Here is a 16,072-nt window from a genome sequence, read left to right as displayed (position 1 = left end):
GCCGCTGTACGGGCTGGGCCGCCGCGCGCTGCGGGCCGGGACCGCCGCGGGCCTCACCGGGCTGCGCGAACTGGCCGACCTCGCGCTGCTCACCGTGACCGAGGCGGAGCCGGAGCTCGGCGGGCTGCTGGCGCACCGGCTGCTCGGCGGCCTCGACCCCGACGACCCGTTCCACCGCGGGCTCGCCGAGACGGCGCTGGCCTACCTCGACCACGGCGGCCGGATCGAGCCGGCGGCCGCCGCGCTGCACGTCCACGGCAACACGGTGAAGTACCGGATACGGCGGTTCCAGGAGCTGACCGGCCGTCCGCTGGCCGATCCGGCCGCGGGGGCGGCGGTGGCGGGGACGGCGCACTGGTGGTGGGCGCTGCACCGGTGGCTCGCCGCCGCCCGCGCGTGACCGGATGTCCGGCCCGGATGATGGGATGGGGGCGGCGCCCCGGGGCGGGGCGTCCCGGACGAGAACGGGGGAGCAGTGACCGCACCGCGGATCAGCACGGTGATGTGGCCGATGCAGTCATGGCCGGAGGCCGGGGACCTGTGGCGGCGCGCCGAGGAGCTGGGGTTCCACCACGCCTGGGTGTACGACCACCTGGCCTGGCGCGGGACGACGCCCTGGTACGACGCGTACACGACGATGGCCGCCGCGGCGGCGGTCACCTCGCGGGTCCGGCTCGGCACCCTCGTCACCTCGCCGAACTTCCGGCACCCGGTGCCGACCGCGCACGCCATCAAGACCATCGACCACGTGAGCGGCGGCCGGCTCACCATCGGGATCGGCTCCGGCGGCACCAACCGCGACTCCGACGCCGGCGTCCTCGGCGGCGACTGGACGTCCGGCGAGCGCGCGGACCGGTTCGGCGAATGGGTCGAGCTGCTCGACCGGGTGCTGCGCGGCCCCGAGACGACCTCCGAGGGAGCGTTCTACACCGCGCGCGAGGTGGTCTCGGAGCCCGGCTGCGTGCAGCGGCCGCGCGTCCCGTTCGTGATCGCCGGCAACGGCCCGCGCGGCATGCGGCTGGCCGCCCGGCACGGCTCCGGCTGGGTGACCAGCGGGCGCGCCGAGGGCCGTGCGCCGCAGGACGTGGTCCGCGAGCGCCTGGAAGCGCTCGGCAAGGCATGCGAGGCCGAAGGCCGCGAGCTGGACGACCGCGTCCTGCTGACCGGGTTCACCGACGAGCCGTGGCTGGCCTCGCCGGAGGCGTTCGCCGACCTCGCGGGCCGGTACGCCGAGCTCGGCGTCACCGAGATCGCGCTGCACTGGCCGCGTCCGGGCACGCCGTGGGACGCCGACATGAAGGTGTTCGAGGCGATCGCCGCGCAGGCCGCCTGAAGGGACCGGGAAGGCGTCCCTTAGACTCCTGCGATGCCGTACGTCCTGCTGGCCTTCGCGATCGCGTTCGAGGTCACCGCCACGCTGGCGATGCGCGCCTCGGAGGGGATGAGCAGGCTCGGCCCGTCGGTCCTGGTGGTCGCCGGGTACCTGATCTCGTTCGTGTTCATGGCCAAGGCGCTCACCTCGCTGAACGTCGGGCCGGTCTACGCGATCTGGTCCGCGCTCGGCACCATCGGGGCGTTCGCCGGCGGCGTGCTCCTGTTCGACGAGCAGATCAAGCCCCAGACGATCGCCGGCGCGGTGATCATCGTGCTGGGCGTCATCGTGATGAACCTCGGCGGGGGAGTGAGCCGGGGCTAGGCTCCGGCGCGCGCTCCGGCCCGGCGGTGACCGCGCGCCGCGCGCGCGAGCGGCGGGTGTACTCCTGGCCGAGCGCGAACAGCAGCCAGGTGAGCGCGGTGGCGTCGTCCACGATGCCGACCGGCAGGAACACGTCCGGGATGAGATCGATCGGCGACACGATGTACACCACGGCGACGACCATCGCGACGATCTTGCCGGTGGACGTCCGGTAGTACGCCTGCGCGCCCGCGGCCATCGGGCCGGAGCGGCGCCGCCGGCGCAGCCTCAGGATCGCCACGACCAGCAGGAACGCGCCGACGGCGAGCGCGACGGCGCCCGCGAGGGTGAGGTCGACGCCGCCGAGGCGCCCGTCGGCGGTGAGGACGGTGGCGCCGCCCGCGACGAGCAGGACCACTCCGAGCCAGGCCATCGTGCACCTCCGGGGGGAGTCGCCTGCGGTATTGCCGCTCAGGCCCGTTCCATGCGCCCGGCCGGCCGGCGTCCCGGTCGGGGCTCCGGTCAGGCGGGCTCGGCGGCGGTGGTGACGCGCTGCTGCTCCAGCTGCCCGCCGAGCAGTTCGGACGGCGTGCACCCCGACAGCGCGCGGAACTCCCGGTTCAGGTGCGCCTGGTCGTAGTAGCCGCTGAGGGCGGCGGCGTCGGCCAGGCCGAGACCGTGGCGCGACAGCAGCTCGACGGCGCGCTGGAAGCGCAGCACGCGGGCCATCACCTTGGGCGGCAGCCCGGCCTGCTCGGTGAACCGCTGGGTGAGGTGCCGGCGGCCGTAGGCGACGTCCTCGGCGAGCCGCAGGACGCCGACGGCGCCGTCGCTGCCCCGCAGCAGCCGCCAGGCCCGGGCCACCTCCGGGTCCGGCTCGGGGCCGATCTCGAGGCGGCGCAGCAGGAAGGCGTCCAGCAGATCGAACCGGTCCGCCCAGGACGGCGTCGCGGCGAGCCGCTCCACCAGCGCCGACGCCGCCGGCCCGAGCAGGTCGGGCAGCTCGACGGCGGCGTTGGTGATCCGGGCCATCGGGACGCCGAGGAGCGTGTACGCGCCGAGCGGGCTGAGGTCGAGCTGCACGCCGTGCTGCCCGCCCGGCGTGCTGTAGGCGCCGTGCCCGTCGTGCATCCCGGCGGCGAACGACCTCAGCTCGGCGGCGGCGCCGGGGCCCGGCACCTCCAGCCGCATCGGCGGGCCGAGGTTGACGATGACGACGGCGCTGCGGGTCGGGAGCGTGCGCATCCGGGACGGGACGGCCTCCGGCTCCCAGTACCCCTGGTAGGCGCGCAGGAACGGGCGCAGCGCGCTGTGCGGGCGCCCGCTCGCCTCCAGCCAGCCGCCGCGGTCGCGGATCTCGACAGGCCTGCCGTCCATGCACCCAGTCCTACCACCGGCCGCCGACAGAACGCCGCGGTCAGGCGGGCGGGCGGCTCACTCGTACATCTGCCCGCACACCGCGATCCGCGCCAGGTCGCCCCAGCTCATCTCGGTGATCTCGCGGACGTAGGAGCGGGCCGGCGGCTCACCGGCGGCGGTGGGCAGCGGCACCCGCGCGCCGTCCGCCGCGTCCCAGCCGCCGAGGCTTCCGGCGACCGCGCATTCCAGGTAGGTCGCCGGGTCGAAGTTGTACCAGCGGGCCGGGGTGGCGCGGGCCCCCGAACCGGGCGGGCGCGGCGCGTCGACGCCGAACCGCGCCTGCGGGCCCGGCGGGCTGACGAGGAACTCCTCCAGGTCGGCGAGCTGGGACAGCACGACCCGCTCCCAGTCGGCGTACCCTTCCGGCTCGTCGCCGGGCAGCGACAGGTCCTTGGCGCTCCACGCCGGGTCGAACTCGGCGGGCGGGGTGGTGGACGCGGCGGCGAACATCGCCGCGACGTCGTCGGGTTCGAGCCGCTCGTTGTCACGCAGCGGAGCGGACACCTTCCACAGCGCCCGCAGGAACGCCGACAGCGACCAGGAAGCCGCCCGCGCCTCCTGCCCGAGCTGCAGGAAGATCAGGTACAGGTCGCGGTTGGTCCGGACGGCCGGGCCTGGCGGCCCCTGCACCCAGTAGGCCTGCTTGTGCCGGACCCCGCTCTCCATCCCCAGGACCTGCGCGAGCGCGGAGACCCGCGAGTCGTGCGCGGCCACATGGAACTGGTTGCCGAGGTCGTCCTGGCGCATGACGTCCCATGTCTGCATCCGGCCCCTCCACGGTCGGCAGGTGCGGTTCCCACGGCCCCCGCTCAGAAAGTGTCCCATTCCGGCAGCGGACCGCCAGTAGTGGTGATGTCACTTTCCGGACTCGAAGTCGTGACTTACCGCACATGTCGATCGAAGGCGGAGGCGATAGGGAGGGGCCGGCCCGTCCGGCCGGCCTCTCCACGCCGCACGCTCAGTGCTTCGAGCGGTGGATCACCTGCATCTCCGTGAAGCCGTACAGGCCCCATGGGCCGTTCTCGACGCCGACGCCGCTCCACTTGAAGCCGCCGAACGGCTGGTGCGGCGCGAGCGCGAGGTGGGTGTTCACCCATGCGGTGCCGCACTCCAGCTGCGCCGCGACCTCGGCGGCGCGGTCGGCGTCGGCGCTCCACACCGAGCCCGACAGCCCGAAGTGGGTGCCGTTCGCGCGGGCGAGCGCGTCGTCCAGGTCGGTGTACTTGATGACCGGCAGCGCGGGCCCGAACTGCTCCTCGTCCACGATCCGGGTCCCGTCGGAGACGTCGGCGAGGATCGTCGGCTCGAAGAAGTAGCCCGGACCGTCGATCGGCCTGCCGCCGGCCGCCGCGCGGGCGCCGCCGGCCAGGGCGTCGGCGACCAGCTCGCCGACCCGCTCGAACTGCGGCCTGTTGTTGATGGGCCCGTACTGGACGCCCTCCTCCAGGCCGTTGCCGACCTTGACGGCCTTCGCCTGCTCGGCGAGCGCGTCGACGACGTCGCCGTACAGCGCCTCCGGCACGTACACCCGCTTGATCGCCGAGCAGACCTGGCCGTTGTTCTGGAACGCCCCGCCGAACACCTTGGCCGCGACCGCCGCCGGGTCGGCGTCGTCCAGCAGGATCGCCGGGTCGTTGCCGCCGAGCTCCAGCGTGACCCGCTTGAGGTCGGGCGCCGCCGCCGCGGCGACCCGCTTGCCGGTGGCCACGCTGCCGGTGAAGCTGATCTTGCGCGGGACGTCGTGCGCGGTCATCCAGGCGCCCAGCTCGTCGCCGCCGGTCACCACGTTGAGCACGCCGGGCGGCAGCACGTCGCGCAGGACCTCGCCGAGCTTCAGGCTCGACAGCGGGGTGAACGGGGACGGCTTGAGCACCATCGTGTTGCCGGCCAGCAGCGCCGGCGCGAGCTTCCAGATCGCGAGCAGCAGCGGGTAGTTCCACGGGGTGATGGCCGCGACGACGCCCATCGGCCGGCGGACGACCTCGACCACGGCGTGGTCGTCGTCCTGGATGACCTCGCGGGGCAGTTCCAGCTCCGCGAAGTACTTCAGCCACACCCCGGCGCCGACGACCTCCATGGTCCCCTCGGCGAGCGGCTTGCCCTGCTCCAGGGTCAGGATGCGGCCGATCTCCTCCGACCTGGCGAACATGACGTCGGCCGCGGCCAGCAGCGCCTTGCGGCGGGCCGCCTCGTCGCGGCGCCACGCGGGGTAGGCGGCCTGGGCGGCGGCCATCGCCGCGTCCAGCTGCGCGCGGGAGGCGTCGGGCGCCTGCTCGGCCACCTCGCCGGTCGCCGGGTTGATCACTCCGAAGGTAGCGGGCGCGTCCGCCGCCGCGCCGTCGATGGTCATCGCGAAGTTCTCGGGCACCGTGCTCCTCCGCTCGGGGGGCGTCTAACCGAATGACGTTCAGTATTCACCCTCGGACCCCCTCTTGACGAGGAGGCCCGGCGGCGGATGATCAGCTCATGCGATCACGTCCCACCGCGGTGCTCGCCCTCGCGCTCGCCCTCGCCGCATCCGGCGGGGCGCCGGCGGCCGCCGCCACCCGCGCGCCCGCCCCCGGCAACGCGCCGAGGCTGGGAGACCCTCATCCCTGCGCCGACCAGCCGGGCTACACCTGCTCCATGCTGACCGTCCCGCTCGACCACCGGGACCCGTCCAAAGGAACCCTGAAACTCCAGGTCGCCGCGGGCGACAATGCCCGGGCGCCCAAGGGCGTGCTGCTCTCTCTCACCGGAGGGCCCGGGCAGCCCGGCGTCCCCTACATCCGCCGCATGGCCGAGGAGCGGCTTCCGGAACTGGCCGAGAACTACCGGTTCGTCACCATCGACCAGCGGGGCACCGGCGAGTACGGAGCCATCGACTGCCCCAAGCTGCAGGCGGAGGTCGGCAGCAGCGACATCGAGCCGCCGACCCCGGACGCGGTGGGCGAGTGCGCCGGTGTCCTCGGCGAGCGGCGGAGCTACTACACCACCGAGCAGACCGTCGGCGACCTCGACCTGCTGCGCCGCGCCCTCGGCATCCGCACGATGGTGGTCGACGGCGTCTCCTACGGCACGATGACCGCGGCGAGCTACGCCGTCGCCCATCCGCGCAACGTGAACAAGATGGTGCTCGACTCGGTGCTGCCGCACGTCGACCCGCAGCACGACGACCTGCTCTACCTCACCGGGCTGCGCGCCACGGCCCGCGTCCTGCGCGACGCCTGCACGACCGCGCCCGCCTGCGGGTTCGACCCCGCCGAGGACCTGGCCTGGCTCGCCCGGCACCGCCCCGACCCCGTCCTCATCTGGGACATGCTCGTCAGCTACGAGTTCTTCGACCCCACCTACCGGAACCCGAATCCGGGCGGCGGGCTGCCGGACGGGTCCGGCGACGTCGTCACCGCCCTCCACCAGGCCAGGCACGGCGACCCGGCCCGGTTGAACGCGCTGCTGCGGATGATGAACTCCGGCGGCGACCCGGTCGCCGACTACAGCTCCGGACTCCACATCGCCACCGTCTGCGGCGACGGCCACTTCCCCTGGGGCACCTCCGAAGCGCCGGTCGCGGGCCGCCAGCCCGCGCTGGAACGCGTCCGCCGGACGCTGCCCGCCCGCGCCACCTGGCCGTTCACCGCGGACACCGCCGTCGGGAACGGGTTCATCCAGGAGTGCCTGCACTGGCCCTGGGCCCGGCACACCGCCGAACCGCGCAACGACCGGCTCCCCGCCGTGCCGACCCTGCTGATCAACGGCGACCGCGACCTGTCCACCCCGCTGGAATGGGCCCGCGAGGAACTCGGCCGGGCCCCGCGCGGCGCGCTCGTGGTGGTGAAGGGGGCGTCCCATTCCATCCAGAACCGCGAGCGCGGCACGCGGGGCCGCGAGGCCGTCTACCGGTTCCTCGACGGCTGACGGCCTGACCCGGCCGCCGGCCGGGTCAGGACGCGAAGATCCGGTCCAGGAGGTCCCGGTACCCGCGCAGCGCGAGCCGGAGCCGCTCGGTGTCCGGCTCGTCGTGCTTGCCGAGGCCCTCGGAGAGGGTGCGGCGGTGCGCCGCGACCGCGCTGCTCAGCGCGTCGACGACCTCGGCCGCGAGCGTGTCGGCCTGGCGGACCGAATCGGTCGGGTCGTCGACGAAGGCGGACTGCACGTCGCGCCAGCGCTCCCGGAACCGCTCGGCGTCCGCCGGGTCGAGCAGCCGCTCCGGGACGCCGCCGAGGCGGGACTCGGTGGGCCGCAGGCCGGGCTGCGCGCCGTCGGTGCCGGGGGTCGGGAAGCCGGTGGCCACCTCGTCCTCGGCGAGCCCGGCCGCGGGGAGGGGGTCGGGGGAGGTGTCCTCGGCCGCCTCCGAGGGCTTCGGCGGCGGCCCGGCGACGTGGGTGTCGCCGGCCACGGCCGGGTCGGCCGTCCCGGCGGCGCGGGCCCGCTCGTCTGCGGCCGTGCGGCCGGCGGGGGAGGCCGCCTGCTCCGGTCGCCTGTGCTCCATCGTGCTCAGCTCCTCGGGGTCTGCTCGTCGTCGCGGTCGCCCGCGCGGTCGCCCTCGCGGGGGCCGGGCACCCGGGCGCCCGCCTCGGGGGCCGGTCCCGCGCCTTCGTGCGGGGCGGCCTCCGGCTCGGGCGCCGCCGGGGTGCGCGACGCGTCCTCACCGGTGGCCTCGGGGCCGGGGCGCTGGGCCGGGACGGACAGCAGCTCCTCGAACAGCGCGCGGTAGTGCACCATGGCCTGCCGCAGCTCCTCGGTGGAGGCCTGCTTGTCCGCGGCGCGCCCGCTGATGTCGTGGCCGCGCCGGTAGTGGTCGAGCGTCCGGCCGTGCTCCACCGACAGGTGGGCGGCCTTCTCCTCGAACCCGTGGGTGGGGTAGCCGCGCTCGCCCATCACGACGGTGACCAGGCCGTCGGCCTGCTCGACGGCCGACTCGGGGGCGTCGACGAAGCGCTCCTGGACGCGCACCCACTGCTCGCGGTACTGCTCGCGGCGGCGCGGGTCGAGGTCGCGCAGTTCGAGTTCCTCATGGCGCTGCTCGCGGCCGAGCAGCTCGCGCTCGGCGGCGGCACGCCCGCCGTGCTCCCGGACGGCCCGCTCGTACTCGGGGCCGAAGCGCCGCTTCAGCCGCCGCGTGCGCGCCTGCCTCCAGGCCAGGAACGCGGCCGCGATGACGGCGGCGACGATGATCACGGCGATGACGACCATGATGGCGGTCGACATTGTCTGTCCTCCAACGTGCGTCGGATCGAATGCAGCGCCGATGCCCGGACAGACACGGTCGAAACAGCCCTAAGGGGTACGGCCTCCTAGTTTCGGAAAGAGGCAGATCAGATCGCCGACCCGGCGGCGGCCCCCGAAACCGGCCTGCTCCAGCAGCGCCAGCCCGTGCCGGTCGCGGGGCCGCGCGCAGGCGACGGCGACCCCGGCCCGGCGCAGGGCGCCCCGCAGTTCGGGGAGCGCGGGCTTGCGGCCGCCCGGCCTGCGCACCGCCGCCGTCAGCACGCGCCGGTCCTCGACGAACCGCGCCGGCACCGGCAGGTTCCTGAGGTAGTGGCTGTTGGGGTCGGCCGCGTGGACGCGGGCCGTGAGCAGCGGCACCGCCCGCATGTACGCCCGCGGCATCACCACCACGCCGCCGGTACGTGCCAGTGCCACCACCGCACGGGCCGTGCCCACCTGCGCGGGGGGAAGCTTCCAGGACGGCCGGGACGCGACGACCGAGCCGTTCGACGCCGACCACACCGGCGTCCCGCCCGCGACCAGCGTGATCGCCAGCGCGGCGGCGGGCAGGAGGGCGGCGAGGACGCCGACCGCCCGCTCCCTCCCTCGCCGCACGCCCGCCGGCAGGGGGACGCGCACCGTGGCGACCAGCCCGATCAGCACGGGCGCGGGCACGACCCACATCGTCCGCCAGAGCACCTGTCCCGCCCCCGTCACGTCCGCGGCGAGGCCGAGCATGCCCGGCACGAGGAGGAGCGTGACCACGGCGGCCACACCGGCGCCGATGAGCGCGGGGACGCCGCGCCGCGCCGTCCAGGGGGCCAGCCACAGCGCGCACCCCGCGAGGACGCCCGGCGCGGCGGAGAGCAGCACCCACCGGTAGTCGTCGGAGGCGGAGCCGACCCACCCGGTGACGGTGGTGTCGTGGTGCAGCAGCGTCACCGCGAGGCCGGCGCCGACGGGGTAGGCCAGCGCGGCGCAGGCGGCCAGCCCGTCGCGGACCCGCCCCGACGCGACCAGCGGGACGGCCGCGGCGCCGACGACCAGGGGCAGGACGAACGCGGACGAGGACGTGAGCCCGGTGCCGGCGATCCCGCAGGCGGCGAGCATCGCCAGGTCCCGCCGCGACCGCCGCTCGGCCCAGCGCGTCAGGTGCACGTACAGCAGCGGGACCAGCGCCGACACCAGCACGGCCTTGCCCTGCCACATCCGCAGGAGGTGGAACGACCCGAGCGACGCGGGGCCGAGCCCGGACCACAGCAGGTAAACCGCCGCGATGGCGAAGCACAGCGGGGCGCGGCGCGGTGCCCACGCGCGGGCCAGCCGCCACACGGACCACACCGCGATGAAGGTGACCACCGGCAGCATCAGGTAGTACACGAAGGAGGTCGCCGGTATCCCGGCGACCCGCGCGAGGCTCCCGGCGAGCACCTCGATCGATGAGACCGGCGGCTCCCCGGCGGTTGGCCCGGTCCTGCCCGAGGTGAAGATGACGTCCTTGAACGGGATGCGTCCCATCGCGGCGGTCGCGACCGACCGCGAGACGAAGTAGGCGTCGTCGCCGTCGGAGTTGACGATGAACAGCGACGCGACGGAGAACCCGGCGGCGGTGGCGAGCGCGAGCGGCGTCCCCCACCGGCTCGCGGGCGCGGTGGCCGCCGCGGGCTCGTCCGCTCCGGACCCCTCGGGACGGCCGGGTGCGGGACCGTCCGGCTCGGCCGGCCGGGCGTCACCGGGCGCCGCTCCGCCGGCGGGGGAGCGGCGGCGCAGCAGGCAGGCGGCGGATGTGGCCACGCTGACCAGGCCGAACGCCCAGGCGCACCACCACGGGGCGCCGGAGGTGTGCAGTCCCACGCTCGTGCCCGCCGCGATAGCCGTGATGACGGCGGTGAGAGCGAGAGCGCGCGGGGGAGCGGAGAGCCCCGGCGCGGGCGGCTCCGGGCAAGGCGGCTCGGGGGCGGCCCCGTGCCGCAGCGCGCGCGACGCGTACGCGGCGGCGACCGCTGCGGCCGCACCGAGCCAGCAGGCGAGCAACACCCAGGTCGGCGGCCGTATCAGCAGGCCGAGGTGGTAGACCAACGTCCATAACGCGAACAGCAGGACGGCGGCGTCGACGGCCGCGTCCAGGCCGCGTTCCGCCCGGCCCGCCCTCGGCGCGCCGCCGTGGATCCCGCCGGAGACGGGCACCCTCAGTCTGATCAATGTGTCCCCCGAGCACGTTCCGGTGTGCGGCCCTTCCCTGTTCTGTCCGTCGCGGGGGCGGAAAGAGTTCACGCCCCCGCCTACGTGATCTTGTTGAGGGTTGGACGCCCGGGCGGGCGGGGTGGTTGGCGAATTCCTGGACGTTCCCTGAAGATTCCCTGGACGTCCTGCCCGTCATCGACCAAAGCGACGTATAAGTCCGGATTTACTGCGCTGCGCATGGTGCGCATGTTGTGATGGACGCGTACCGGAACGGCGCGCGTTCGATGGGATGTGATGCGCGGTGCGCCATGCGTTCGGCTTCTTCCTCGGCGTCCTGCTGACCCCGGCCCTCGCGTACGGCGCGGCCTGGGGCTTCGTGCAGGGCGGCCAGTCCTTCGACGGGACCGGCCAGGAGATCACCGACCGCACCCGGATCTACGGGGCCTTCGCGCTGCTCGCCGCCGTCGGCCTGGTGATGGGCGTGATCATCGTGGCGCGCTGGGCGTCGCCGCTCGTCTCGCTCGTGCCGGCGCTGGCGCTGCTCGGCTTCTCGGTCGCCTTCCTGGTCGACCCCGGCCGGATCCTGGACCTGCCCGCCAAGGTGCCGCCGTCGGGCGACATGGACGACGGGCTGCGCACGCTGCTCGGCTCGGGGGCCTACGCGATGATGGGCTTCGCGCTGCTGGTCCCGACCTGGGCGCCCCGCCGCTGGGGCTCCGGCCGCCGCGACGACGAGGCCGCCGACACGGACTTCTACTCCGCCGCCGGCCGCGGACCGCGCGTCTGACCGGACCGCGCCGCGGCGAAGCGACGGCGGACCTTGAGCCGGAAAAAGCGGGCCGGACCCCCGTGCATGGTCCGGCCCGCGTTTCCCGCCCCGCTCCGGGGACGGCCTTCCGTCAGGACTGCTTCGCCTTGGTGACGAACTGCGTGGTGTAGGTCTTCGACAGGTCGATCTCGTCCTTCTTCTCGCTCACCTCGGGCGAGAACTGCGCCAGCACCTTGAGGGCGTTCTCGGCCGCGTCCGTCTTCATGACGCCGTCGCCGTTGAACATGCTGATCGAGTCGCCGATCGCCTTCTCGTACAGCTTCGGGTCACCGCCCGCGTAGTCGGCCGGCATCTTCGCCGCGATCTCCGCCGGCTTGTGCTGCTTGATCCAGCCGAGCGTCTTGACGAAGGCGTTGGCGAGCTTCTGCACGGTCTCGCCGTTCGACTTCACGTACGAGCAGTCCATGTAGAGGGAGCTGGACGGGTAGAGGCCGCCGAGCGCCTTGCGGGTGCCCTCCTCGGTGCGCATCTCGACCATGACCTTCGCCTTGCCGGTGCTGACGAGCTTGGCGATCGTCGGGTCGGTCGTCATGCCGGCGTCGATGCCGCCGTTGTCCATGGTGGACATGAACGTCTGGCCCGCGCCCGCCTTCACCGTCGAGTAGTCGGAGGTCTTGACGCCGTTGCGGACGGCCAGCGCCCGGGTGAGGAAGTCGGTGGACGAGCCCGGGCTGGTGACGCCGAGCTTCTTGCCCTTGAACCCGGCCGGGGACGTCAGCGAACCGGCCTTGCCGGTCGAGACCATCTCGGCCTCGCCGGGCACGTCGGCCATCTGCACGACGCTCTGCACGCACTTGCCCTTGGTCTGCAGCTGGATGGAGTGGTCGTAGAAGCCGACGACGCCCTGGACGCCGCCGGAGATGAGGACGTTCTCGGCCTGCGCCCCGGCGGGCTCGGTGAGCAGCTGGACCTTCAGCCCCTGCTCCTTGAAGTAGCCGAGCTGCTCGGTCAGCTTGGCGGGCAGGTAGATGACCTTGTCGATCCCGCCGACCATGATCTTGACGGTGCCGCCGTCGGTCCCGCCGCCGCCCCCGCCGCGCGAGTCGCGGCAGGCCGACAGGGACAGGGCGGTGAGGGCGGCGACCGCGGCGGCGGTCGCCCGCATGGGGGTGGTGGTGCGCATGGTGGTTCTCCTGGTCGTGCGGGGGGTGTGGGGGTGGAGCCGGGCACCGAGGCGCGGGGGACGGGCCCGCGGCGGGGGGATCCGGTCAGATCTGCGCGTCGGCCCCGGCGGCCGGCGGGCGCCAGCGCAGCAGCCGGCCCTCGAGGATGGTGAGCAGCCATTCGGCGAGCAGGGCCAGCACCGTGATGATGATCATCCCGGCGTAGATCCCGGCCGAGTCGAACACGCCCTGGGAGTGGTTGATGAGCAGGCCGAGGCCCTTGTCGGCGCCGGTGTACTCGCCGACGATCGCGCCGATGATGGCGAACCCGAACGCCGAGTGCAGGGACGCCAGGATCCACGAGGTGGCGCTCGGCACCACGATCGTCCACAGCACCTGGAGCCGCCCGGCGCCGAGGATCCGCGCGTTGTTCACCAGGTTCCGGTCCACCTCGCGGGCGCCCTGGAAGGCGTTGAAGAACACCGCGAAGAACACCAGCACGAACGCCGTCGCGATCTTGGACTCCATGCCGAGCCCGAACCAGATGATGAACAGCGAGGCCAGGATGATGCGCGGGATCGCGTTCACCGCCTTGATGAACGGCGCGCACACGTCCGACAGGTAGCGGCTGCGGCCGAGCACGATGCCGAGCACCACGCCGCCGGCGGCGCCGAGCACGAACCCGGCCACCGCCTCCTGCAGGGTGTAGGAGATCTGCTCCCAGATCGAGCCCTGCGACGTGCCGTCGGTGAACCAGCCGACGAGCCGGTCCCAGATCTTGGACGGCATGGAGTAGTAGAAGGGGTCGATCCAGGTGCGCGCCGTGAGCTCCCAGGAGCCGAGCCACGCCGCGACCAGCAGGACGCGGACGCCGTTGACGCCGAGCCTGCGGCGCAGCCCCGCCGACCGCATCCGCGCGATCGCCGCCGTCTCGCCCCGCCCGCCCGGCACGCCGGCCGGGGCGGTGCCGTCGGCGGGCACGGCGGCGCCGTCCGCCTCCGTGAGCTGCGCAGTCTGCGCGGTCTCCGGTTCACGCGGCATGACCGGCACCCCTCTCGCGGGTGATCTGGACCTCTTCGCGCAGCGAGTCCCAGACCTCCCGGTAGATGTCCAGGAACCCGCTGGTGAGCCTGACCTCCTCGGCGTCGCGCGGCCGCTCCAGCGGCACCGCGAACGCGCCCTTGATCGTCGCCGGCCCGGCCGTCATCACCACGACCCGGTCGGCCAGGACGATCGCCTCCTCCAGGTCGTGGGTGACGAACACGACCGCCGCGCCCGACCCCGACCACAGCCGCAGCAGCTCGTCCTGCATGAGGCCGCGCGTCTGCACGTCCAGCGCCGAGAACGGCTCGTCCATCAGCAGCACCGACGGCTCGTTGACCAGCGTCTGGGCGAGCGCGACGCGCTTGCGCATCCCGCCGGACAGCTGGTGCGGGTAGTAGCCCTCGAAGCCGGCGAGGCCGACCCGCTCGACCCATCCGCGGGCGCGCTCGCGGGCCTCGCGCCTGGACGCGCCGCGGTAGCGGGGGCCGGCCGCGACGTTGTCCAGGACGGTCCGCCACGGCAGGACGGCGTCGTTCTGGAACATGTAGCCGACGCCGTCTGGGATGCCGTCGACCGGCCGGCCGTGCACCAGCGCCCGGCCCTCCGACGCCGGTTCGAGGCCGGACACCAGGGACAGGGTGGTCGACTTGCCGCAGCCGGTCGGCCCGACCACGGCGACGAACTCGCCGGCGCGGACGGTCATGTTCAGGTCGCGGACCGCGGTGTGCACGCCGCCTGACGAGCGGAAGCGCTTGGTGGCGCCCCGCAGTTCGATGACGGCGTCGCCGCCCGCGCTCGCGCGGCCGCCGTCCGCGTCTTGTGGGGTGGTTGCTCGCTTGGGCATGGCGGAACGGTAGGGATGTGGCCCGCGTCACCGGAACCCTTGCCCGCGATGTGCTCGCAAGCCGCGAATCCCCACGTTGAGCGCGTATTCTGCACTTCTGCTCATTTTGCTCGCCGGGGTCTGGGCGGCGGCGCCCGTCGTGGTCTACGGTGCGGGGCATGTCCGTCCGGCCCCGCATCCCGTTCGCCCGGCAGGTGCTGATCCTGCAGGTGGTCGTGGTCGTCGTCGTGGCCTGCCTCGGCTACGGGCTGGTCGCCTGGATGCTCGACGGCGAGTTGCGCGACCAGTACGGCCAGCGGGCCCTCACCGTCGCGCGCGCAGTCGCCGTCGACCCGCAGATCGACGCCGCCGTGGCCGCGGGCGATCCCGGGCACGTCGTCCAGGACCGCGCCGAGCGCGTCCGGATCCGCACCGGCGCGCTGTTCGTCGTGGTGACCGACCGGCACGGTATCCGCTACTCGCACCCGACGCCGTCCGAGGTCGGCAGGCGGGTGAGCACCGACCCGTCCGCGGCGCTGGCCGGGCACGAGGTCGTCAACGTCGAGCGCGGCACCCTCGGCCTGTCCGCGCGCGGCAAGGTCCCGCTGTACGGGGCGCAGGGCGGCATCCTCGGCGAGGTCAGTGTCGGGTTCGACGCCGGCGCGATCGACCGGGAGCTCGACCACCTCCTGCGCGACCTCACGCTGTTCATCGCCGGGGCGGTGCTGCTCGGCGTGCTGGCGTCCGCCGCGATCGGCCGCCGGCTGAAGCGCCAGACGCTCGGCCTGGAACCGTACGAGCTGGTGGAGCTGGTCCAGGAGCGGGAGGCGGTCCTGCACGGCGTCGGCGAGGGCGTCGTGGCGGTCGACCCCGCGGGCCGCGTGGCCGTCTGCAACGACGAGGCGTCCCGGCTCCTCGGTGCCACGCCCGAGCACGGCGCGGACGCCGCCGGCCTCGCCCCCGAGGGCGCGCTGCGCGACGTGCTGGCCGGGCGGCGCGAGGCGTCCAACCTGTTCGTCACCGCGGGGGAGCGGGTGCTGGTGGTGAACCGGCGCGAGGTCAGCCGCGACGGCCGCGACCTCGGCGCCGTCGTCACCCTGCGGGACCGCACCGACCTGGAGACCCTCGCCCGCGAGCTGGACTCGGTCAGCACCCTGTTCGACGCGCTGCGCGCGCAGCGGCACGAGTACGCCAACCGCCTGCACACCCTGTCCGGGCTGCTCCAGCTCGGGCACGCCGAGGAGGCCGCCGGGTACCTCGGCACGCTGATGGAGGACGCGGTGGGCCGGCCGCCGGAGGCGGACGAGCAGCCGGACCCGCTCACCGACCCCTACCTGCGGGCGTTCCTGGCGGCCAAGTCGGCGGTCGCCGCCGAGAAGGGCGTCCGGCTGGACGTCGGCTCCGCCAGCTACGTGCCCGGCCGGGTCGCCGAGCCGCTGGACGTGACGACGGTCGTCGGCAACCTCGTCGACAACGCCGTCGAGGCCGCCCGGCTGGGCCGCCGGCGTCCCGCCCGCGTCGAGGTGGAGCTGCTCGGCGACGGCCGCGACCTGCACGCCACCGTCGCCGACTCCGGCGACGGGCTGCCGGAGGGGCTGCGCGAGGCCGTGTTCGACGACGGGGTGTCCACGCGCGACGCGGCCGGCGGCCGGGCGCGGGGCCTCGGCCTCGGGCTCGCGCGCAGCACCGCCCGCGCCCGCGGCGGCGACGTCTCCTTCGTCGACCCGGGCGGCGGCGGGTCTGGCGCGGTCGCGGTCGCCCGCCTGCCCGGGGTCCTCGGCGCGGAGGCGCCACGATGACGGGGC

Annotated in this window: 16 protein-coding genes; 6 read left to right on the top strand and 10 right to left on the bottom strand. The window is 74.3% G+C overall.

The features are described from left to right. The 3 genes from ABD296_RS39110 to ABD296_RS39100 all read left to right on the top strand — a co-directional run. Positions 1–400 (top strand): helix-turn-helix domain-containing protein (locus tag ABD296_RS39110; protein ID WP_344279734.1); only part of this gene is annotated, 400 nt, incomplete at its 5' end. Between the two features lie 75 nt (positions 401–475). Further along, positions 476–1,333 carry an LLM class flavin-dependent oxidoreductase gene (locus tag ABD296_RS39105; protein WP_344279731.1) on the top strand — a complete coding sequence of 286 codons (858 nt, stop codon included), beginning with the start codon at positions 476–478 and terminating at the stop codon, positions 1,331–1,333. A gap of 33 nt (positions 1,334–1,366) precedes the next feature. Continuing rightward, positions 1,367–1,696 carry a DMT family transporter gene (locus tag ABD296_RS39100; RefSeq protein ID WP_344279727.1) on the top strand — a complete coding sequence of 110 codons (330 nt, stop codon included), beginning with the start codon at positions 1,367–1,369 and terminating at the stop codon, positions 1,694–1,696. Here ABD296_RS39100 and ABD296_RS39095 read toward each other — a convergent pair. From ABD296_RS39095 to ABD296_RS39080, 4 genes are all read right to left on the bottom strand, one after another. Beyond that, complete coding sequence (locus ABD296_RS39095) at positions 1,656–2,108, bottom strand: YkvA family protein (protein ID WP_344279725.1); 453 nt, start codon at positions 2,106–2,108, stop codon at positions 1,656–1,658. The genes ABD296_RS39100 and ABD296_RS39095 overlap by 41 nt on opposite strands. A gap of 89 nt (positions 2,109–2,197) precedes the next feature. After that, a complete protein-coding gene (locus ABD296_RS39090) occupies positions 2,198–3,052 on the bottom strand; it encodes a helix-turn-helix domain-containing protein (RefSeq protein WP_344279722.1) in 855 nt (284 codons plus the stop codon). A 57-nt stretch (positions 3,053–3,109) separates the two neighbouring features. Next, positions 3,110–3,859 (bottom strand): hypothetical protein, encoded by a 750-nt coding sequence (locus ABD296_RS39085; RefSeq protein ID WP_344279719.1) that lies wholly within the window; start codon positions 3,857–3,859, stop codon positions 3,110–3,112. 193 nt (positions 3,860–4,052) lie between these two features. Then, positions 4,053–5,462 (bottom strand): aldehyde dehydrogenase family protein, encoded by a 1,410-nt coding sequence (locus ABD296_RS39080; RefSeq protein WP_344279717.1) that lies wholly within the window; start codon positions 5,460–5,462, stop codon positions 4,053–4,055. A gap of 98 nt (positions 5,463–5,560) precedes the next feature. Here ABD296_RS39080 and ABD296_RS39075 point away from each other — a divergent pair, with 98 nt between their 5' ends. Continuing rightward, on the top strand, positions 5,561–6,991 hold the full coding sequence (locus ABD296_RS39075) for an alpha/beta fold hydrolase (RefSeq protein ID WP_344279715.1): 1,431 nt from the start codon (positions 5,561–5,563) through the stop codon (positions 6,989–6,991). Between the two features lie 25 nt (positions 6,992–7,016). Here ABD296_RS39075 and ABD296_RS39070 read toward each other — a convergent pair whose 3' ends face one another. The 3 genes from ABD296_RS39070 to ABD296_RS39060 all read right to left on the bottom strand — a co-directional run bounded on the left by ABD296_RS39070 (position 7,017) and on the right by ABD296_RS39060 (position 10,486). Next, positions 7,017–7,565 (bottom strand): hypothetical protein, encoded by a 549-nt coding sequence (locus ABD296_RS39070; RefSeq protein ID WP_344279712.1) that lies wholly within the window; start codon positions 7,563–7,565, stop codon positions 7,017–7,019. A gap of 5 nt (positions 7,566–7,570) precedes the next feature. Next, positions 7,571–8,284 carry a hypothetical protein gene (locus tag ABD296_RS39065; RefSeq protein ID WP_344279709.1) on the bottom strand — a complete coding sequence of 238 codons (714 nt, stop codon included), beginning with the start codon at positions 8,282–8,284 and terminating at the stop codon, positions 7,571–7,573. 69 nt (positions 8,285–8,353) lie between these two features. Beyond that, positions 8,354–10,486: a DUF6077 domain-containing protein gene (locus ABD296_RS39060; protein ID WP_344279706.1), complete on the bottom strand. Its 2,133-nt coding sequence runs from the start codon at positions 10,484–10,486 to the stop codon at positions 8,354–8,356. A 283-nt stretch (positions 10,487–10,769) separates the two neighbouring features. On the opposite strand from ABD296_RS39060, the gene ABD296_RS39055 reads away from it, so the two are divergent. Then, the gene (locus ABD296_RS39055) at positions 10,770–11,255 is read left to right on the top strand and encodes a hypothetical protein (RefSeq protein ID WP_344279702.1); all 486 of its coding nucleotides are present in this window, start codon (positions 10,770–10,772) and stop codon (positions 11,253–11,255) included. A gap of 112 nt (positions 11,256–11,367) precedes the next feature. Here the strand turns inward: ABD296_RS39055 and ABD296_RS39050 are convergent, their stop codons facing one another. The 3 genes from ABD296_RS39050 to ABD296_RS39040 form a co-directional block, all read right to left on the bottom strand. Next, a complete protein-coding gene (locus tag ABD296_RS39050) occupies positions 11,368–12,420 on the bottom strand; it encodes an ABC transporter substrate-binding protein (RefSeq protein WP_344279699.1) in 1,053 nt (350 codons plus the stop codon). An 85-nt stretch (positions 12,421–12,505) separates the two neighbouring features. Then, the gene (locus tag ABD296_RS39045; RefSeq protein ID WP_344279696.1) at positions 12,506–13,441 is read right to left on the bottom strand and encodes an ABC transporter permease; all 936 of its coding nucleotides are present in this window, start codon (positions 13,439–13,441) and stop codon (positions 12,506–12,508) included. Continuing rightward, entirely contained in the window at positions 13,431–14,288 is an 858-nt protein-coding gene (locus tag ABD296_RS39040; RefSeq protein ID WP_344279693.1) for an ABC transporter ATP-binding protein, read from the bottom strand. The genes ABD296_RS39045 and ABD296_RS39040 overlap by 11 nt, the downstream gene beginning before the upstream one ends. 158 nt (positions 14,289–14,446) lie before the next feature. On the opposite strand from ABD296_RS39040, the gene ABD296_RS39035 reads away from it, so the two are divergent. Further along, positions 14,447–16,066 carry a sensor histidine kinase gene (locus ABD296_RS39035; protein WP_344279690.1) on the top strand — a complete coding sequence of 540 codons (1,620 nt, stop codon included), beginning with the start codon at positions 14,447–14,449 and terminating at the stop codon, positions 16,064–16,066. The last annotated feature ends 6 nt before the right edge of the window (positions 16,067–16,072 follow it).

The organism is Actinomadura napierensis, from assembly GCF_039529375.1.
GTDB classification, from domain to species: Bacteria; Actinomycetota; Actinomycetes; order Streptosporangiales; family Streptosporangiaceae; genus Spirillospora; species Spirillospora napierensis.
Note: the sequence above shows the minus strand (reverse complement) of the source record. Positions and strands in the feature narration are given on the sequence as shown.